Source organism: Nonomuraea dietziae, from assembly GCF_014195505.1.
In the GTDB taxonomy this organism is placed as follows: domain Bacteria; phylum Actinomycetota; class Actinomycetes; order Streptosporangiales; family Streptosporangiaceae; genus Nonomuraea; species Nonomuraea roseola.
This window is the reverse complement of the sequence record NZ_JACIBV010000002.1, coordinates 69,934-88,633: the sequence shown is the minus strand read 5'-3', so window position 1 is coordinate 88,633 and position 18,700 is coordinate 69,934. Positions and strand designations below refer to the sequence as shown.

General features: G+C 70.4%; 13 protein-coding genes and 2 pseudogenes. 8 read left to right on the top strand and 7 right to left on the bottom strand.

Annotation, left to right across the window (positions count from 1 at the left end; genetic code table 11):
* The first annotated feature begins 395 nt into the window (after positions 1 to 395).
* From FHR33_RS42980 to FHR33_RS42965, 4 genes are all read left to right on the top strand, one after another.
* On the top strand, positions 396 to 1,499 hold the full coding sequence (locus FHR33_RS42980) for a sensor histidine kinase (RefSeq protein WP_183660784.1): 1,104 nt from the start codon (positions 396 to 398) through the stop codon (positions 1,497 to 1,499).
* A complete protein-coding gene (locus FHR33_RS42975) occupies positions 1,489 to 2,589 on the top strand; it encodes a hypothetical protein (protein ID WP_183660782.1) in 1,101 nt (366 codons plus the stop codon). Before FHR33_RS42980 ends, FHR33_RS42975 begins: the two co-directional genes overlap by 11 nt.
* Positions 2,571 to 3,248, top strand: coding sequence for a response regulator (locus FHR33_RS42970; RefSeq protein WP_183660780.1), 678 nt, complete (start codon positions 2,571 to 2,573; stop codon positions 3,246 to 3,248). The genes FHR33_RS42975 and FHR33_RS42970 overlap by 19 nt, the downstream gene beginning before the upstream one ends.
* Positions 3,249 to 3,452: 204 nt before the next feature.
* Complete coding sequence (locus tag FHR33_RS42965) at positions 3,453 to 5,312, top strand: AfsR/SARP family transcriptional regulator (protein ID WP_183660778.1); 1,860 nt, start codon at positions 3,453 to 3,455, stop codon at positions 5,310 to 5,312.
* An 18-nt stretch (positions 5,313 to 5,330) separates the two neighbouring features.
* Here the strand turns inward: FHR33_RS42965 and FHR33_RS42960 are convergent, their stop codons facing one another.
* On the bottom strand, positions 5,331 to 6,653 hold the full coding sequence (locus tag FHR33_RS42960) for a M28 family peptidase (protein WP_312896037.1): 1,323 nt from the start codon (positions 6,651 to 6,653) through the stop codon (positions 5,331 to 5,333).
* Entirely contained in the window at positions 6,650 to 7,996 is a 1,347-nt protein-coding gene (locus tag FHR33_RS42955) for an MFS transporter (RefSeq protein WP_183660776.1), read from the bottom strand. The genes FHR33_RS42960 and FHR33_RS42955 overlap by 4 nt, the downstream gene beginning before the upstream one ends.
* Before the next feature lie 76 nt (positions 7,997 to 8,072).
* Here FHR33_RS42955 and FHR33_RS42950 point away from each other — a divergent pair, with 76 nt between their 5' ends.
* From FHR33_RS42950 to FHR33_RS42940, 3 genes are read left to right on the top strand one after another with little or no spacing between them, the layout of a single operon-like run.
* Positions 8,073 to 8,855 (top strand): GntR family transcriptional regulator, encoded by a 783-nt coding sequence (locus FHR33_RS42950; protein ID WP_183660773.1) that lies wholly within the window; start codon positions 8,073 to 8,075, stop codon positions 8,853 to 8,855.
* Positions 8,852 to 10,858 carry a GH36-type glycosyl hydrolase domain-containing protein gene (locus FHR33_RS42945; RefSeq protein ID WP_183660772.1) on the top strand — a complete coding sequence of 669 codons (2,007 nt, stop codon included), beginning with the start codon at positions 8,852 to 8,854 and terminating at the stop codon, positions 10,856 to 10,858. The genes FHR33_RS42950 and FHR33_RS42945 overlap by 4 nt, the downstream gene beginning before the upstream one ends.
* Positions 10,855 to 11,619, top strand: coding sequence for a sugar isomerase domain-containing protein (locus FHR33_RS42940; protein ID WP_183660769.1), 765 nt, complete (start codon positions 10,855 to 10,857; stop codon positions 11,617 to 11,619). Before FHR33_RS42945 ends, FHR33_RS42940 begins: the two co-directional genes overlap by 4 nt.
* A 362-nt stretch (positions 11,620 to 11,981) precedes the next feature.
* Here FHR33_RS42940 and FHR33_RS42935 read toward each other — a convergent pair whose 3' ends face one another.
* Positions 11,982 to 12,809 carry an alpha/beta hydrolase family protein gene (locus tag FHR33_RS42935; protein WP_183660768.1) on the bottom strand — a complete coding sequence of 276 codons (828 nt, stop codon included), beginning with the start codon at positions 12,807 to 12,809 and terminating at the stop codon, positions 11,982 to 11,984.
* A gap of 105 nt (positions 12,810 to 12,914) precedes the next feature.
* Between FHR33_RS42935 and FHR33_RS42930 the strand changes: the two are divergent.
* Positions 12,915 to 13,452: pseudogene (locus tag FHR33_RS42930) on the top strand (IS256 family transposase); the annotation flags it as partial.
* 112 nt (positions 13,453 to 13,564) lie between these two features.
* On the opposite strand, the gene FHR33_RS49430 reads toward FHR33_RS42930, so the two are convergent.
* The 4 genes and pseudogenes from FHR33_RS49430 to FHR33_RS42910 form a co-directional block, all read right to left on the bottom strand.
* Complete coding sequence (locus FHR33_RS49430) at positions 13,565 to 13,831, bottom strand: hypothetical protein (RefSeq protein ID WP_221242703.1); 267 nt, start codon at positions 13,829 to 13,831, stop codon at positions 13,565 to 13,567.
* Between the two features lie 27 nt (positions 13,832 to 13,858).
* Positions 13,859 to 14,661, bottom strand: a pseudogene (locus FHR33_RS42925) (FAD-dependent monooxygenase); the annotation flags it as partial.
* Positions 14,662 to 15,210: 549 nt separating this feature from the next.
* Positions 15,211 to 16,662 carry a non-reducing end alpha-L-arabinofuranosidase family hydrolase gene (locus FHR33_RS42915; protein WP_183660766.1) on the bottom strand — a complete coding sequence of 484 codons (1,452 nt, stop codon included), beginning with the start codon at positions 16,660 to 16,662 and terminating at the stop codon, positions 15,211 to 15,213.
* Between the two features lie 33 nt (positions 16,663 to 16,695).
* Positions 16,696 to 18,696 (bottom strand): RICIN domain-containing protein, encoded by a 2,001-nt coding sequence (locus tag FHR33_RS42910; RefSeq protein ID WP_221242521.1) that lies wholly within the window; start codon positions 18,694 to 18,696, stop codon positions 16,696 to 16,698.
* Between the last annotated feature and the right edge of the window lie 4 nt (positions 18,697 to 18,700).

The window sequence follows — 18,700 nt, the reverse complement described above, 5'->3', positions numbered from 1 at the left end:
CCGCCCGGTCCTGTCCCGCCCGGTCCTGTCCCGCCCGGTCCTGTCCCGCCTGGTGCAGGTCCACCCTGGGCGGGGGGCGGGAAGCCGCCGGAAGCCCAGGGCGGCGCGGCGTGCCGGCCGCCCTGATGTCCGGGCGCGCCGGACCCGTGGGACGGCGGGTGAGGGGTGGACATCGGACGAACCTCCAGAGCGGGCAAGCCTGCCGCCCCTGAGATGACAGGCATACGACGGGAAGGCGTGCTTCGCCCTTTTGCGCCCCCGATGCGAGCCTACGGACGACGGGAATGCGGGAGTGTCAGGCGAACGCCTCTCACCGCGATTACGGTTTGGTCGATCGTTAGGATTTGTCCGAACGAGATCGACGAGAGCGAGGTGACGGGGTGGCGCAGGAGGCGATGCGCCAACTGGTCCGCTTCGGCCGCCAGTACGCGGCCGTCATGCGTCTGGTGACGCTGGTTCCCATCTGCGCGATCGCGCTGTTCCGCTCCGCTCCCGGCAATCTCGCGCCCACCACCCTCGTCGTCGCCGTCGCGGCGGCCTGGACCTGTGGTTACGCGTGGTGGCTCGGCAGGGGCCGGGGGAGCGTCCCGGTCGTCCTCGACGTTGTCGTCCTGCTGGGGCTGGCCGCGTGCGTCTGGTGGACGGACGCGATCGAGGACACCAACACCGGCTGGCTGCGCCTGCTGGTCCTCTTCATGTGCGTCACCTGCCAGTGGCACACCCCGGTGCTGGTGGGCGCCGCCGCGGCGCTGGCGGCCGGAGGCGGGACGGTGGTCGCCGTCGCCGCGGCGGGCGCGGACGCCAGCGTGATCCGAGGGCTGCTGTGGGCGCCGGCGGCGGCCGCGCTTTCCCGGGTGGCCTGGACGCTGCTGCGGCGGGCCGCCCACCGGGCCGACCTGGCGGCCGACGAGGCCGCGCGGGCGCGCCGCCAATCGCTCCTGGCCGCTGCCGTCCGCGCCGAGGAACGCGAGTTCGCCAACGCCCTGCACGACACGGCGGCGACGACCCTGCTGATGGTCGGCATCGGACAGGTGCGCTCCGACGCCGGCTGGCTGCCCGCCCAGGCCCGCAGGGATCTCGACAGGCTCGCCTCGGGCAGCGGCCCGGCGCACGCGCACGCTGATGTCGTGGAACTGCTGCGCGCGGGCCTCGACGCGGTGCCGCTGACCGTGGAGTTCGACGCTCCCGAGGAGGTGCGCCTGCCGTACGACGTCGCGCGCGCGATCGCCGATGCGGCTGGAGAGGCGCTCACCAACGTGCGCCGGCACGCGGATACGACCCGGGCGACCGTACGGCTGCGTGGCGACTCCCAAGCGCTGCGGCTCGACATCGCCGACGAAGGAAGGGGATTCTCCCCGGCGGAGGTGCCGGCCACCAGGTACGGCCTGCGCGAGTCCGTCCATGGGCGGATGGCCCGCATCGGCGGCACGGCCACGATCACCTCCGCCCCCGGCGAGGGCACCCTGGTACGGCTGGAGTGGCGCGCCGGTGACGGCTGACCTGTTCGAGGCCGCGTTACGGCACGGTCTGCGGATCGCGACGCTGCTCGCCGCCTCGGCGATCGTGTTCGGGCTCGGGATGGCGAACCTGCTGCGCCACATGGACCGCTATGAGCCCGCGCTCGCGCAGTTCGGCGCCATGGCGGCACTCGGGGCCGTACTCGCCGGTGAGGCGGCCCTGCTCGTCCGGGGAAGAACGTGGCGCCGGCTCCGCGGGCTCGCCATCACCGTCGTGCTCGGCGCGTCGGCCCTGTCGTACGCGGCCCTGCCTGACAGACGCACCTCGACCGAGATCGACTGGGTGTTCGGCGCCGCCAACTGGGTGGGCGTCGTCGTCCTGCTCGATCGGCCGCTGCGCTCCTGCGTGGCGTTCCTGGTGGCCCACGAGCTCACTGCCCTGCTGCACCTGCTCGTCTTCGATCACCCCACCCAGCAGGCGCTGGCCCGGTTCGCCACCGGTTCGGTGAGCGTGGTGGGCTTCCCGCTGTGTGTGGCGGTGATGGCGGCGATCCTGCACCGTCTCGGCGCGGTGGCGGCGGCCTCGCACCTGGAGATCGAGCGAGTACGGGCCTCCGAGGCCGGTACGGCTGAGGCGCACCGGCGCAGGCTGCGGCGGTACGGCGAGCTGTCAGTGGCCACGATTCCGCTGCTGGAAGGGCTCGCCGACGGATCGCTCGACCCCGGAGATCCGCGGGTTCAGCGGCGCTGCGCCATTGAGGCGGCCCGGATGCGGCGGCTGTTCGCCGAGGCCGACTCCGTCGCCGACCCCCTGCTGCACGAGTTGCGTCACTGCGCCGACGTGGCCGACCGAAAGGGTGTCGCGGTGGAACTGGACGCCCGCGGCCAGTGGCCGGTGCCGCCCGTGGCCGTACGGCGCGACCTCACCGAGGCGGTGCTGACTGTGCTGGCCACAGCCGCCTCACGGGCACGGGTCACCGTCGTGGGCGATGCGGACCTGGTGTCGGTCAGCGTCGTCGCCGACTGCGACGAGGTGACGGCGCCGAACCCGGCCTCGACCGGTGTCCGCGTCGAGGCGTTGCGCCACGACGACATGGTCTGGATGGAGGCCCGATGGCAGCCGACGAGCTGATCACTGCCGTGATCGTGGACGATCACGCGGCCATCGCCGCCGGAGTCGGCAGCTGGTGTGCCCACGCCGTACCGCCCATCGGCCTCATCGACGCAGGAGACCGGCTCGCCGACGTCTGGACCGGGCCGGGGGCCGCCGCCGATGTTGTGATCTTCGATCTGGAGCTGGTGCCCGGTCTGCCGAACTTCGGGGAGCTTCGCAGGCTGGTCGACATCGGCAGGCGCGTGATCGTGTATTCGCAACACACGGAAGACGCCATCGCCATCAAGTGCGTCGATCTCGGAGCGCTCGCCTACCTGACCAAGCGGGAGGGGCCTGAGCACCTGGTCCCCGCCATCCGGGCGGCCGCGCGGGGTGAGCCGTACACCACGCCCTCGCTGTCCGGGGCGTTCATCGCCGACACCGCCGCCGACCGGCCTCGGCTGTCCCAGCGGGAGGTCGAGGTGCTGAGGGCGTGGTTCGTCTCCTCCTCCAAGGAGCTTGTCGCGGCCAAGCTCAACATCGCGGCCAAGACCGTCGACACCTACATCACACGGGTGCGGGTGAAGTACGCCAATGTGGGACGGAGCGCCCGCACCAAGAGCGAACTGGTCAGCCGCGCCCTCGACGACGGACTCATCACGCTCGCCGAGCTCAACCAGACGGAGACCTCGTTGTAGGTCGTTCGCCGGACATCGGTACGCCCGCTGTCTCCGTAGGGTGGTGATCTGCTGCGGTCAGGTCGCGCGGATGCCCACTCCACGGGGCAGTGGGCATCCCCTTACGCGGGGACGAACGTACGCCGGCCTGCTCCCATGAGCGGACGTCTCCTTTCCCGCTCCCGGCCCAGAGACGCATGCGCCATCGATATGACAGGGGGCCTGATGGGACTGGAGATCAACATCCTGGGGCCGTGCGAGATCGCGGCGAACGGCGAGCCGGCCGTGCTGGCCGGTGAGCGGCGGGTCGGGGTTCTGACCAGGTTGGCACTGAGTGCTGGGCAGCCGGTCTCCTCGGAACAGCTGCTCGCCCAGGTATGGGGCGAGAGCACGGCGACGACGGCGGGTAAGCAGCTGCACATCGTGGTGTCGAAACTTCGCGGCTTGCTCGCACCGCACCAGGGCGACGACATCATCGCGACCGTCTCCGGCGGGTACCAGCTGAACCTCGCCCGCGAGCGCATCGACGTCCACCTGTTCTCGCTCCTGGCCCGCCGGGCGCGTGCCGCGAAGGCACAGGGCGAGATCGAGACGGCGGACGGGCTGTTCCAGCGGGCTCTGGCCCTGTGGCGAGGGGATGCCCTGGCCGGCATGACGGCCTCGTGGGCCGAGGCCGAGTCGGCTCGCCTCGAAGAGGAGCGCCTGACCACGTTGGAGGACCACGTAGACCTGCGCCTGGCAGCCGGTGATCACCACGCGGTCGTACCGGTGCTCACCGCCCACGTCGAGGCCAACCCGCTGCGGGAACGCCCGCGAGCCCAGCTGATGCTCGCGCTGTACCGGGCCTCCCGTCCCTCGGAAGCGCTCGCCGTGTACCGGGAGACGCGCCGTGCCATGGCCGAGGAGCTGGGTGTCGAACCAGGATCGACGCTGCGCCGGCTGCAGCAGGCGGTACTCCGGCGAGATCCCGCGCTCGACCTCGACACCCCTGCGCAGCGAGCCACGCTCGGCAAGCCTGTCATCCCCACCGAACTCCCCGCCGACATCCCGGCGTTCACCGCGCGCGCCGCGGAGATCGCATGGCTGCGCAGGACGCTCACCGACACCCGGCCAGGGCTGCCTGCCGTCGCCGCGGTGCACGGTCCCGGTGGGGTCGGCACATCCGCGTTGGCCGTTCATGTCGCGCACGCCGTCGCCGACCGCTTCGCCGACGGCGTCCTCTACGTCGACATGGGCGCCGCCACCGTTGGGCGCCGGCCACTGCCGCCGTACGAGGCCCTCGGCCGGCTGCTGCGCTCACTCGGGCTTGACGGCGCCGCCGTACCGTCCACCCTGGACGAGGCCGCTGCCCGCTACCGCTCGCTGACCTCGACACGTCATCTGCTCGTCGTCCTCGACAACGCGCTCGACGCCGGGCAGGTCCGGCCTCTCGTCCCCGCAGGGCCCGCATGCGCGCTGATCATCACCAGCCGCCAGATCATGGCCTCGCTCGACAGCACGAGTCATCTCGAGCTGACCAGGCTCGACCACGCCGACGCCACCGCGCTGTTCGTCCGTTTCACGGGTCCCGGCCGGGTCCGTGGTGAACCGGAAGCGGCGCAGCAGATCGTCCGGCAGTGCGGCGGCCTGCCCCTCGCGCTCCGCATCTCGGCGGCACGCGTGGCTGCCAGGCCCGATCGGGCGCTGTCCTGGCTGGCCGATCAGCTCACCGACCCCGACAGCCGCCTCGACGCCCTCGAACATGCCGATCTGGCCATCCGCCACAGCATCGCGGTCAGCCTCCAGCACCTGCTGAGAGGGCCCGCGGGTCATGACGCCTCCCAGGCGTTTCTGAGGCTCGGGTCGATGGAGACCCCCATCCACACGGCGGCCGGCACGTCCGCTCTCACCGGCTGGCCGGAACGCAGGGCGGAAGCCGCGCTCAACCACCTCCTGGACGCCCGCCTCCTCGAATCCGCCGGACCCGGCCGCTACCGGATGCACGACCTGATCCGCCTCTACGCCCGCGAGCAGGCCGCCCGTCACCTCTCCGGACCGGCGCACGCCGCCGCCGCCGTCGGACCCGGCTGGACACCGTACTTCTAGCGTGTTCCGGGTCGTGTGTCAGTGGTCCCTTGGTCGGGTCCAGCCGTCGGTGCCGAGCACGATGCGGATGGCCGCCCTGGTGAGCGGCTCGAGAGCGGCCTGGTCGACCTTGTCGAGGGTGTCGGCCGAGTCGAACAGGTACATCGGCGCCGCCAGGAAGTGCACCAGCGGCACCTTCTCGGGAAAGAAGAACGCGCCGTCCGTGAGCGGCATGGGATCGAAGATGTCGGGCCGTACGACGAACGACCGGCGCAGGTCCTCGGCGACGAGCGTGTCATGGACCAGCTTCTCCAGCCGGGGATCCTGGGTGGTGAACCACCAGCGCGGCTCGGGATCGGCGGTCGGCACCAGAACGCCGTCGACGATCTCGCACCGCAGGGCGGCGTGCTCCAGGTGGAGCTGGAGCACGACCTTGCCGAGGAGGTCCCTGTTGGCGGCGATGAAGGCCCTGGTGCCGGCCGCGTGGGCCATGTGCCCCGCCGTGAGCAGGAACAGCAGGTTGTGTGGCCGCCGCTCACGCGGCACCTGCGACCAGTACCGCGCGGCGGCCAGCACGAGCGCCACGCCCGAGGCGTCCTCCACCGCCGAGGCCCAGGGCGCGTCGTGGTGCGACCCGATGATCGCCCACTGGTCGGAGCGGCCTGGCAGCACGCCGGTCACGTTGTGCGAGACGGCCGGCCGTACCTCCGCCTCGACGCTGAGCGTCGCGGTGCACGGGCCCTCGGACATGAGGGCGAGCAGCCTGCGGGAGTCGTCGCGCGACAGCCAGACCGCAGGGACGGGCCGGCGGACCGCGTCGTAGGGCACGTAGTGGTCGCGGCTCTCCCACGGCATGCCGGTGAAGGCGCCGACGAAACCCGCGGCGCCGGCCTCGATCGCCGCCCCGAGGACGGCCATCGCGTCCAGGTCCATGGGCAGGATCTGTTCGAGGTGGTCGAAGACGCCCTCGGGATCGTAGAACGACGTCGCGGCCTCACGCAGCAACGCCTGGGGGAGCCGGCCGAGCGCGCACTCCTTCACCACGATCGCGCCGGGCTCGGGCGCGCGGGCCAGCGGCGCCGTCACCCGCGCCTTCTCCATCGTGTACGGCAGCGCGAACGCCGCCACCTCGACGATCGTGGCCGGGTCAGTGTCGAGGTGGGCCCGCAGCGTGGCGCCGACCGGGTGCCAGGCTTCCAGCTCGACCGGCGGCAGCCGTACCTCCCGCAGCCCGAAGTCCGCGAACAGCCCGGCGGCCCACTTCGCCACCCTGTCGTCGGCCGGATACCCGGGGCGGCGGACGCCTTCGGCGACCACCGTCTCGATCCACTCCATCATCTGGGCCGCACTGGGCACGATCACGAAAGAGCCTCCTGACGTCGTTCGGCGAGCTCGGCCGCGACCCGCTCCGACAGTTCCCTGGTCACGGGGTAGGCGAGGAAGACCGCAGCGCCGGCCAGCAACACGGCGGCAGGCAGCAGCGTCATCGCGAAGACGATCCCGTCCAACGCCTGTTCGCTCTGCCGGGCGCCGCCCACGTAGCCGGTGAACGCGAGCGTGTAGGCCACCATCGCCCCACCCAGCCCAGCGCCCGCCTTCGCGGCGAAGGCGGCCAGCGAGGTGAACGCGCCCTCCGCGCGGTCGCCGAAGCGCCATTCGGCGTAGTCCACGAGCTCGGCGATGGTGGCGTTGGCCGCGGTGAGCGTCGCGCCGCCGCCCACGGCCGTCAGCCCCATCAGGACGAGGACCAGGGTGACGTTCGAGTGCACCAGCCAGATCACCACGGACGGCGCGGCCGACAGCATCAGCGCCCCCAGCAGGGCGGCCTTGAGCCCGATGCGCCGGATCAGCGCCGGCACCAGCAGCGCCCCCAGCATCGTCGGCGCCACCATGGCCAGGGCCGCGATGCTGATCAGCGACCTGTCACCCACGTTGTAGGTGAAGTAGTAGACGCTGGCGCCGCCGGCCGCGATGGCGGTCGAAGCGCTGAGCTTGGCGGTGACCAGGACCATCGCCGCCCGGTTCGTCAGGATCAGCGTGACCAGCCGGCGCAGGCCGTACCGCTGCGGATTCACCGGGCGGACGCGCTCGCGCACCCTTCCCGGCACGAGAGCCATGATGGCCAGCGACGCGAGGACCAGACAGAGGGCCCAGACCTGCGAGCCCGTCCGCTCGTCGGCGAACGAGGAGACCACCGGGATGGTCGCCACGTTGATCACCAGCACGCCGAGGATCCGCCCGAACGTCGACAGCCCCGCCAGGCGCGATCGCTCGGCGGTGTCGGCGGCCATCGTCGGCAGCAGCGAGATGAACGGCAGGTCGACCAGGTCCGCGACGAAGCCCCAGAGCAGGTAGGTGACCCAGGCGGCCAGCAGCGGCCACGGCGTCCAGAGGGGAAGGAAGAAGACCGAGAGAAAGCTGACGGAGGCCAGGAGCGCGCCGGTGAACAGGTACGGGCGGTAGCGGCCGCCGCGCCTTTCGGGGAGGTGGTCGATCACGTACCCCATGAGCGGATCGCCGACCGCGTCCAGGAGCCTGGCCACCAGGAGCAGCGTGCCGACGGCCGCCGCGGCCAGCCCGACCACGTCGGTGAGATAGATGAGGACGTAGGAACCGATGGTCCCGCTCAGGAGGTTGATCCCGAAACCGCCGCCGAAATAAGCGAGCCGCTCGCCCCTCGTCGTCTGCCCCGTTAAGACGGCCATGACCGAGCACCTCCGTTGACACGGATACCGTTGGCGGAAAAGATACGGTCGTCCGTACAAATTGGGAAGAGGACGGATGACCGACATCGACTGGGCGCGGCGGCTGGCCCTCGAACCCGGCGCTGCCGTACCGCTCTACTACCAGCTGCGCGAGCGCCTGCGCGCGGTGATCGCCGGCTGCGCCCCCGACACCCCCATCCCCGCCGAGAAGGACCTGATGACCTTCGCGGGGGTCAGCAGGGCGACCGCGCGGCGGGCGATCGGCGACCTGGTCCAGGAGGGCCTGCTGGTGGCCAGGCAGGGCAGCGGCACCTACACGGCGCCACTCGGGGCCGCCTCCGAGCTGGGCGCCAGGCCCGCCGGCTTCACCGAGACGATGGCCAAGCTGGGACGCAAGCCCACCACGCGGGTGCTGGAGGCCAAGCCACGGCCCTGCCCCGCCGCCGTGGCGCCCGCCCTCGGTCTCGAGGCCGGAGCGGAGATCGTGTTCCTGGAGCGGATCAGGCTCCTCGACGGCGAGCCGTGCATGATCGAAAGCGCCCATCTGCCGTCGGAGCTGGTGCCGGGCATCCTGGACGAGGATCTGACCGGCTCGCTGTACGGGCTGCTACGGCTCAGGTACGGGCTGAGCCCCGCCTCGGGCAGGGAGACGATCGGCGCGGTCAACGCCGACTACCGCCTGGCCGAGCTGCTTCACGTCCCCATCGCCGCGGCCCTCCTGGCGACCAGCAGGACCACGGCCACCGAGGCGGGACTGCCCCTGGAGTACACGATCCGCCACGCCAGAGGCGACCTGGCCGTCTTCTCCGTCGATCTCAACGACGCGAAGAACGTCCTGCTCGGCCCGGCCAGGCCATGAGCTCCTTCGGCGAGTGGACGCTCCTCCACGGTCTGCCAGCGTTCTCCTACACCATGGACCAGGAGCGCGACCCGCGCGCGTTGTGGGACCCGATCCTCGACCCGCCGACGAGGCGGCACGTCGTCCACCTCGGGAACCGGCGGATCACACTCGTCGCCGACAACTTCGGCCGCTGCGACCTGTTCGACGAGCACACCGGGCTGCGCTGGCTGACCCGCGGCACCGGCGTGAGCAGGATCGGCGAGTTGTCCACCGCGGGATCCACGGCCGAGCGCCTGTTCGGGCCGACGTTCGCGGTGGTGCGGGTGGCCGACGAGCGGGTGTCGCTCGAGCGCACGGTGCTCTGCCCCGAGGGGGAGCAGCCGTGGGTCCTCATCCGGCTGTGGGTGCGCAACCTCACCGGCGAGCCGGTACGGCTGGCGCTGACCGAGGAGTGGGAGACCCGCCCCGCCGACGTCAGGCTGATCAGCGGTCCTGTTCCTGCGGCGGATCCCGGGCTCGAACTGGAGCTGGTGGGCGGGGAAAGGACCAGGTCGGGGCGGCTCGCCGTCACGCTCGACCTCGAGACCGAGACGATCGTGGAGTTCCGCTACGGCCTCCTCACCGAGGGCACCGCCGGCTTTGAGGGGGCCGCCGGCTTCGAGGAAAGCCTGGGGAAGCTCGTCGCGCGGCTGCCGCGGGCGCATGCCGTACGGGCTCCCGAGGCCGAGCGGGAGATCCCGTGGCACGCGGCGCTGCTGACGGGTGGCGCGTGCGCCGACGGCGTGCTGGGCGGCCACACGCTGGACCAGGGCTCGTGCTACTCGTTCAGGCACGGATTCAACGGGGCCGCGCGTGATCCGCTGCAGCACGCGCTGCCGCTCGTGTACACCGAGCCCGACCTGGCCCTGTCCGTGCTGCGCAACACGTGCGCGTGGGGGAGCCCCGACGGGGACCTGCCGTACGCGCTACGGCCGGACAAGTCGCCGTGGACCGACCTGTTCCGGCCCTCCGACCAGAATCTGTGGACGCTGTGGCTCGGAGTGGAGTACCTGGCAGCGACGGGAGACGTGCGGGCGTTCGGCGAGGACGTGCCGTACCACCCTGTGCACGCCGCGGAGGCGGTGCCTCTCGGAGAGAACCTGCGCCGCCAGTTCCGCTTCTTCGCCGACGTCGTCGGCCGGGGCGAGCACGGGCACGTGCGGATGCTCAACGCCGACTGGAACGATCTGGCGATCTCCATGAGCGGCGTGCCGAGGGAGGAGATGATCGAGCACGGCGAGTCCGTGCTGAACTCGGCGATGGCCGCCTGGGTGCTGCCTCGCTACGCGGCGCTGGCCGAGCGGCTCGGCGACCACGCGACGGGGGCCGAGGCGCGCGAGCTCGGCGAGGAACTGCGGGACCTGGTCGCCGGCGAGTGGAACGGGCGCTGGTTCCGCCGCGCCTACGGTCCCGGAGCCGTGGTCGGCGAGGTCGACCTGTGGCTGGAGGTCCAGCCGTGGGCGATCCTCTGCGGGGCCGCCTCGCCCGTGCAGGCCCGCGGGCTGCTGGAGCGGATCGAGGACACGGCCGCCGCGGGATCACCGCTGGGCGCCAGGGTCAGGTGGCCCGCCGCGCCGGGAGCCGACGGCGCGATCTGGTACGCGATCAACATGACACTCGTCTGGGCCGCCGCCGCGCACGCTCCCGAGCTCGGCTGGGCCTGGTGGCGGCGGATGTCGCTGGCCGCGCACGCGGCGGCCTACCCCGACGTCTGGGAGGGCACGCTGTCCGGGCCCGACGCCTACCTGCCGCCGGAGTCGGTCCGCCCGGGCCGCACCTGGGACCTGGTCGCCCTCGGCGTCGCCATGCAGGCCTACCCGGTGGCCAACCTGCACGCGCACGCCCAGCCGTTGCTGGCCTACCTACGGCTCCTGGGCGTCGAGCCCGACATCTCAGGCGCCCTTCGCATCGGCGGCGGTGCCTCATTCGAGAGCAGGGTGCTGTCCGTCGGCGCCGCACTCCATGGAGGGAGACCGGCATGAGGTGGATCAGGCGCGCGGTCGAACTGCTCGGCGAGATCGAACGCACCCAGGAGGAGGCGATCGAGGCCGCGGCCACGATCGCGGCCAGGGTGATCGGCAGTGGGGGAGTCGTGCACACCTTCGGCACCGGGCACTCCCGGATGGCCGTGGAGGAGATGTTCCCTCGGTACGGCTCCTATCCGGGCTTCCATCCCGTCGTCGAGCTGTCGATGACGTTCTACACGCAGGTCGGCGGGGCGAACGGGATGCGGCAGGCGATGTTCATCGAGCGGGTCGAGGGACTGGCCGAGCAGATCCTGGCCAACTACGAGCTGCGGCCGACCGACGCGGCGATCGTGTTCAGCGTCAGCGGGCTGAACGCGGTCCCGATCGAGATGGCCATGGGGCTGCGCAAGGCAGGCGTGCCCGTGATCGCGGTGACGTCGATGCGGGAGACGAACGCCGTCGAGCCCGGCCACCCGAGCGGGACCCGCCTGGCCGACCACGCCGATGTGGTGATCGACCTCTGCACACCCGTGGGCGACGCCTTGTGCGGGATCGACGGGCTGACCGAGCCGGTCGGCCCCGGCAGCACGGTGGCCGCCGTCGCCGTGGTCAACGAGATCAAGGTCCGTACGGCCGAGCGGCTGGCCGAGGACGGCCTGGTTCCGCCGGTCATCTCCAGCGCCAAGCTCGTCGGGCCGCGGCGAGCCGAGGAGCTGTTCGAGGCCGCCTATCTGGAGCACGCCCGCAGGGCGGCCGAGGTGCTGAGAAAGCCATGAGCGTCCTGGTGGCCGTATCGCACGGCGGCATCGGCAGCGCCTGCGTCGGGCGGTGAAAGGCTCCTGCCACGGGAGCGAGCCGTCGGCAGGTGGGTCTGATGCGTGAGTGCTGGGCCAGGAACCAGTCGGCGGCGACGTCGGTTTCCGTGATGCGTCCGATCAGCTCCAAGGCCGGGCTGATGCTCTCTGAATCCTCGACGCGATTGTCGAGGACGTCGTCATCGCTGATGTGGAAGCGCAGTCCAAGATCGAGGAGTCCCGCGCCATCACGGCTTCGATGGATCTCGACAGTCCCTGCGCGCGGAAGGACCTCGTCGAGTGCGACCATGTCGGGCCCCGTACTCAGCCTGTGGTGACGACAGCTATGGCAGGCTCTCCTGGGCCGCGTTCTCCCATGAGGGGTTGGTGCCGATCTCGGGAGGGGAGCCGACGAAGGCGCCGCGCGCGGTGGAGTCGCCCTGGAGGGTGTACATCAGCCACGCAGTGAGGTATCCGAGGAAGCCGCCGCCCGAGCCCTGGATCGTGTTGTGCCCCGCCCCCTTGAGCATGGCCTTGGCGGCGGCGCCGGGGACGGCGTTGTAGTAGCCCTGGACGGCGGAGTGCGGCGAGATCAGCCAGTCGTTGCTGCCGCTGAGGAACAGCACGGGACAGGTCAGCTGATCCACGAAGAACCTGTCGCCCGACCCCACCAAGCCGGGGGCGGGCAGGGCGATCGGCACCACCGACGTGATCAGGCCACCCGACTTGGTGGCCGTGTTGACCGATCCGCCCGCGCCCTGGGAGTGGCCGACGGCGCCGACCTTGGTGACGTCGAGTTTTCCGTAGAAGGCGCTGGCCGGATCGGCGTTCCTGTCGACCAGGTACCGTGCGGCGTCGATCATCTCCGAGCCGGTGCCTGTCGTCTTGTCCGTCGAGGCGACCACCGCGAAACCCCAGGACGCGAGCTGGTTGAGCACACCCGAGTACTGCGAGGGCACCGCGTTGGTCCCGTTGCCCCACGTGATGATCGGATGCCTGAAGCCTCCGACGCCGAGATCGGCCGGGTAGTAGAGCTTGTACGCGGTGCCGACGTCGGCGGTGACGACCGTCCACGGTCCCGCAACCCTGTAGTGCGACTCGATCGTGGCGGTGGCTCGCGCGGGGGAGACCATGATGCCCAATAACAGCACCACGGTGGCCAGAAGCCTCATACATCCTCCACATGTTGTACGGATGACCGTATCTTTCGTCGAAGCGGGGCCGCTGTCAATGCTCGATCAACCGGCGGCGCCGCGTCGTGGTGGCCCGCCGCGGTGCGCGCAGGCACCGTTGAGCTCGCCATCCCCAAGCTGCGCTGCGGCTCTCACTTCCCCGACTGGCTGCTGGAACGGCGCCGCCGGGCCGAACAAGCGCTCATCAGGGTGGTGGCCACCAGCTACCTGCTCGGTGTCTCAACGCGGCGGGTAGACAAGCTGGTCGAACAACTCGGCATCAAGCACATCTCCCAAAGCCAGGTCTAGGAGATGGCCGAGGCGCTCGATGCGCAGGTGGAGACGTTCCGCACCCGCACGCTGGACGCCCTGACCCAGAAGGTCCGCGAAGGCGGACGGATCATCAGCGTCCACGTCCTGGTCGCCACCGCCGTCAACGCAGGCGGCCAGCGGGAGATCCTCGGCCTGGAGGTCACCTCGGCCGAGGACGGCGCCGGCTGGCTGGCCTTCCTACGCGAGCTGGTCGCCCGCGGCCTGTCGGGGGTGCACCTGGTCATCCGATGCTCACACCGGTTGCGTGCAGGCGATCGGCGCGAGTTTGCCGGGCGCCTGCTGGCAGCGCTGCCGCACCCGCTACCTGCGCCGGGCTCACGGCCGAGCCGGCGGGCAGGGCGAAGGCAGGGTCGGCGATCACGACGATGGAGACCGCGACAGTCACCAGGGTCGCGGCCACGGTCACCGCGACGAAGAACCGCTCACCCATGGCTCAACGGCTCCAGCTGGCCGGTCAGGCGCTCGGGCCGGACGCCCAGCCCCACGGCTCTGCCGAGCAGATACGGTAACCCCTGCCAGTGCCGCAGGCTCCGCAACAGCTGCGGCACACGTAGCGCGGGGGTCACAAAGGCGTCGCCGGTGATGGAGGCGGCCACGAAACGCTCCTGTGCCATGCGCTGCGCCACCTGGGTGAGTATGGTCGGCCACTGGCGGCGGCGCTGCACCCGGGCCAGTTCCCTATCGCTCACCCGGCCACGCCGCAGAGCGGGCACCAGGATCCGGGCCGCGGCGACGGCGTCCTGCACCGCCAGGTTGACTCCCACGCCCGCGATGGGGACATGGCGTGCGCGGCGTCGCCGATGAGCAGCGCGCCCGGCACCCACCACCGGGCGAGCCGGTCGCTGCGGATCTGCAGGACCGCGATGTCGGCCGCACCAATGGCGGCCATGCGCTCGCTGGTGTACGGGGCGAGCCGGGCGATGGCACGGCGGGTCCACGCTCCGTCGTCAGCCAGCGCGTCCTGCGCCGTGTCCTTGCCGATGAGCAGGGCGGCCTGCCAGTAGTCGCCACGGTTGATCATGATGAGGCCACCGGTGGCCGAAAAGCGTAGGAACGTGCCGTCGGGGTCGCCGGGTAGGCGGGGGATGCGGACGTACAGGCAATCGTGCGGCGTGGCGGAGGAGCGGGGCCGCAGCCCGAGCAGGTCCCGTACGGTGGAGTGCCGGCCGTCGGTCGCCACCACCAGCGGCGCGGCCAGCTCGCTCGTCCGGCCGGTGTCCTTGTCGGTGTAGCGCACCCCGCGCACCCGCCCGCCCTGCCGGAGCAGGTCGATGACCTCGGCGTGCTGGGCGAGGTGGAAGTGCGGCGACTCGGCGGCGGCATTGGCGAGCAGGTTGAGGAAGTCCCATTGCGGCACCAGCGCGATGTGCTGGTGGCGGCCCGGCAGGCGGCTGAAGTCCTCGGTGATGGCGCCGTCGTCGAACTCCATGGTGAGCCGTTGCTCGCGCTGCTGCGGCAGAGCGGCGAAACGGTCGCCGAGGCTGAGCTGGTCCAGCAGGTTGAGGGTGGAGGCGTGCACCGTGTCGCCGCGGAAGTCGCGCAGGAAGTCGGGGTACTTCTCCAGCCCGCTACCTCCACGCCGGATCTGGCCAGCAGCAGGCCTAGCACCATGCCCGCCGGGCCGCCGCCGGCGACGACGCACGCCACCGCGTTCTTCGCGATAGATCCCATCTCGGTCCTCCAGCAGCAGAAGCGGGGAGATAATGCCGGCCGGGAGTTCGCCCGGCTGGACATCTACCGGCGCCCGACCGTAGAGGAGCCGCTGGCCGACGACCTGGCCGACGTCGCCGAACGACACGGTCACGAACGGGCCGACGCGCCGGCCCTCTGGCCAGGTACGCGGCCGACACCATGGACAGCAAGTACGACAGCGGCAAGAGCGGATGATGGCCGGGCAACGGCCGTTCACGACCTTGGAGACCGTCGCGGTGGAGACTCCGGCCAGCTCGGCGAGCTGAGCGATCACGGCACGCGTCGGTGTGGGCTGGTCGCGCCGTACGCCGCCCGCTCCCGCCGTTGATGGAGGGGCGGCCCGGACCGCCGGGCCGCCCCGAACGGCGTCACGCCATCAGCGCTGCAGTGTCAGCAGACCCGGCCGGTAGGGCAGGAGGCCGTAGTCGCCGCCGGAGTTGGGGTTGCGCCCCTGGTAGAGCAGCTGCAGGTTGCATGGATCAACGGTCATGGTCTGATCGGCGCTGGCGCGGACCAGTTCGCCGTGGCTGATGTCGTTGGTCCAGGTGGCGCCGCTGTTGGCCTTGCCAGCGAAGGGGTTGCTCTCGGTGGCGGCCTGGGGTGTCCACGAACCGTTCAGACTGGTGGCGGTGAACGAGCGGAAGTAGCGGCCCTGCGAGCCGATTGCCTCGACGATCATGAGGTATCGGTTCTGGCCCTGCAGCTTGTAGACCTGAACGGCTTCGAACAGGTTGTTCGTCGTGTCACTCATGATCACCGTCGAGGTCGTGCCGAAACTGCCAGGGAAGTTCCCGATGGGCATGCCGGCCCGGTAGATCTTGCCGTTGTCCCCGGCGAAGAACAGGTACATGTTCGTGCCGTCACCGATGAGTGTCTGGTCGATGGGGCCCGTGCTGGAGCCGGTGATGCTTCCTGAGAAGAGCACCTGCTGAGCAGACCAGCCATTCGGGTTGGTGGGGTCGCTGGAGGTCCTGTAGGAGAAGGCTGTCCCGCCCCACTGGTAGGCGAGCACCCAGATGTTCTTCGGGGCGAAGTAGAGGAGCGTGGGCGCGACTGTCGAGGAGGACATCGTGTTCTGGCTGGCCGAGGCCATGTCGGACCAGTTGGTGAAGGGGCTGAAGTTCATCGAGCCCCATCTCGTGCCCGTGTCGTGCGTCGTGGCGTAGACGAGGTGCCTGCCGTTGTAGGGGGCGACGGTGAAGTCCTTGAGCGAGACCCAGCCCGACTTCGGGTTCGCGAGCGGGCCCGTCGAGGTCCAGCGGTACGTCGAGGGAAGATCGCACGTACCGGGGTTGCCGCCGTCGACCCGGACGAGCTGCCACTGCTGGTTGGCGCCGTCCCAGTCGTCGTACTGGACGATGTTCGCGCCGTCGGCGGTGGAGGCGCCCTGGACCTCCAGGGCCTTGTTGCTGTGGCGCGAGATGAACCGCACATGGCCGCCCGAGCTGTCGGCCAGCCGCCACTGCTGGTTGGTGCCGTTGCCGTCGGCCCATTGCACGATCGCGCCGCCGTTGGCGGTCGAGAAGTTGTGGACGTCGAGCACCTTGCCGGAGTGGCGGGACTTGACGCGGTAGTAGCCGCCGCCGGAGTCGACGAACTGCCATTGCTGCTGATTCTGGTTGTTCCTGCTCCACTGGGTGATGCGGGCGCCGTCGTTGGTGGCGAGGTTGTAGACGTCCAGAGCCTTGCCGCTGTTGCGGTTCACCAGCACGTACCAGGCGTTGGTGTCGACGGTGGCCGCGTAGGCGGACTGCGTCTGAAGGACGACGAACAGGCTCGCCAGTAAGGTGGCCACCGTCGCGAGGACGGTCAGTGGTCTGCATTTCATGAGGTTCTCCGATTCATCTGTCGAAGTGTCTGGTCAGGGGGTGGTGAGGTCGAAGCGGCGCACGGTGACCGCGCCGCCGAGGGACTGGGTGGCGTAGTTGAAGATCCCGAAGCGGTAGCCCATGAAGAACTGCCAGGCGTTGTTCAACGTGAAGGCGGGACCGAGGCTCACGAAGGTGCTGCCGTCGGTGCTGTAGGAGAAGCGGGCCTGCCTGCCGGACCCCGGCCGGATGTCGGCGCTGACCCGCAACCAGATCCGGCCGCCCGAGATGGCCGCGCTCGCCGCCTCGGTGCCGGTGCCGGTGGTCTGCCACGAGCTGTTCATGGTCAGGCCGTTGGTCATCACGACCCGGTTGACGCCGTTGTCGCGCTTGACGCCGATCCAGGCCGACTGGTCGCGCAGCATGGCCAGCCCGGCGCGGTCGCCGTTGGTCATCTGCGAGTGGTCGAGCTCGATGGTCGCCGTCGACGACGGGCCCTGGATGCGGTGGGTCAGCGTGTTACGGGCGTTGTAGAGGTCGGCTGTGACGGTCGCGGTCTGCAGGCGCAGGCCGTTGCCGGTGGAGAAGCGGCTGGTGTCGGGGTTGTGGTTCCACTCCCAGCGGTGCCCGAGGCTGCCCGAGGTGAAGGTGTCGGGTCCGATCATGGGCGCCACGGTCCGGTTGGTCTGGATGTTCGGCTTGGGATAGGTGACTCCCCAGCCGCCGTTGACGGTCTGCACAGTCGGCCAGTCGTTGGTCCAGGTGATCGGCGCGAGGGCGGGGACCCGACCGCCGGGGTAGGCGTCGACGAAGGACATGTAGTACCAGTCGCCGTTCTGCGTCTGGACGAGCCCGCCCTGGTGGGGGACGCCGCCGCCGGAGATGGGGCCCGGCATGTCGAGCAGGACCTGGCGCATCTCGTACGGGCCCCACGGCGAGGTGGAGCGGAGCACGTACTGGCCGTTGGCGGGGCGGGTCAGCCAGATGTAGTAGTAGCCGCCTCGCTTGTAGAAGCGGGCGCCCTCCAGGGTGCCGACGCTGCTCGGAGTCTGGAACACCTGCTGGGCGCGCACCTGGCTGAGCCCGTCGGCCGAGAGCTGGGCGACGCTGATGGTGCCGTTGCCGTAGGCGACGTACATGGTGTCGTCGCTGTCGATCAGCAGGCCGGCGTCGTAGTAGCAGTTGCCGATCTGCGAGCGCTTGGTCCACGTGCCGTCCACGGCGGAGGCGGTATAGACGTAGGTCCGGTTGAACTCGACGCAGCCGATCCAGTAGTAGGTGGCGTTGCTGGGCCGGTAGTTCAGGGTCGAGGCCCAGATGCCCTTCACGTACGCCCGGCCGCCGGTGAGATCGTAGGCGGCAGAGTTGAAGTCGAGCCTCGGGACAGAGTGGCCGGCGTACTCCCAGTCGACCAGGTTGTAGGAGCGCAGGATCGGCGCGCCCGGCGAGTAGTGCATCGTCGAGGCCGAGTAGTAGTAGGCGTCGCCGACCCTGATGATGTCGCCGTCGGCGAAGTCCTGCCAGACGACCGGGTTGGTGTAGTCGCTGTCGCCGCTGGCCGGGACGAGCTGCCATTGCTGGTTGTTCCCGCCCCAGTCGTCGTATTGGACGATGGCGGCGCCGTCGGCGGTGGAGGCGTTCTGGACTTCGAGGGCCTTGCCGCTGTTGCGGTTGATCAAGCGGATGTGGCCTCCGGCGGAGTCGGCCAGTCTCCATTGCTGGTTGGTGCCGTTGTGGTCGGCCCATTGGACGATGTTCGCGCCGTTGGCGGTGGAGAAGTTGTGGACGTCCAGGACCTTGCCGGAGTGGCGGGACTTGAGCCGGTAGTAGCCGCCGCCGGAGTCGACGAACTGCCACTGCTGCTGGTTACCGTTGTTACGGGTCCACTGGGTGATCCGCGCACCGTCGGCGGTGGACAGGTTGTAGACGTCCAGGGCCTTGCCGCTGTTGCGGTTCACCAGCACGTACCACGCGTTCGTGTCGACCGTCGCGGCCGACGCCTGGGGCGTGAGGAACACGCCCACGAGAAGCAGGGACGAGAGAACCGCGAGCACGCGC

Bases quoted from the DNA above. Each gene is read 5' to 3' on its own strand.
- FHR33_RS42980 (WP_183660784.1), top strand. From the start codon at position 396: ATGCGCCAACTGGTCCGCTTCGGCCGCCAGTACGCGGCCGTCATGCGT.
- FHR33_RS42970 (WP_183660780.1), top strand. From the start codon at position 2,571: ATGGCAGCCGACGAGCTGATCACTGCCGTGATCGTGGACGATCACGCG.
- FHR33_RS42965 (WP_183660778.1), top strand. From the start codon at position 3,453: ATGGGACTGGAGATCAACATCCTGGGGCCGTGCGAGATCGCGGCGAAC.
- FHR33_RS42955 (WP_183660776.1), bottom strand. From the start codon at position 7,996: ATGGCCGTCTTAACGGGGCAGACGACGAGGGGCGAGCGGCTCGCTTAT.
- FHR33_RS42950 (WP_183660773.1), top strand. From the start codon at position 8,073: ATGACCGACATCGACTGGGCGCGGCGGCTGGCCCTCGAACCCGGCGCT.
- FHR33_RS42945 (WP_183660772.1), top strand. From the start codon at position 8,852: ATGAGCTCCTTCGGCGAGTGGACGCTCCTCCACGGTCTGCCAGCGTTC.
- FHR33_RS42940 (WP_183660769.1), top strand. From the start codon at position 10,855: ATGAGGTGGATCAGGCGCGCGGTCGAACTGCTCGGCGAGATCGAACGC.
- FHR33_RS42935 (WP_183660768.1), bottom strand. From the start codon at position 12,809: ATGAGGCTTCTGGCCACCGTGGTGCTGTTATTGGGCATCATGGTCTCC.
- FHR33_RS42915 (WP_183660766.1), bottom strand. From the start codon at position 16,662: ATGAAATGCAGACCACTGACCGTCCTCGCGACGGTGGCCACCTTACTG.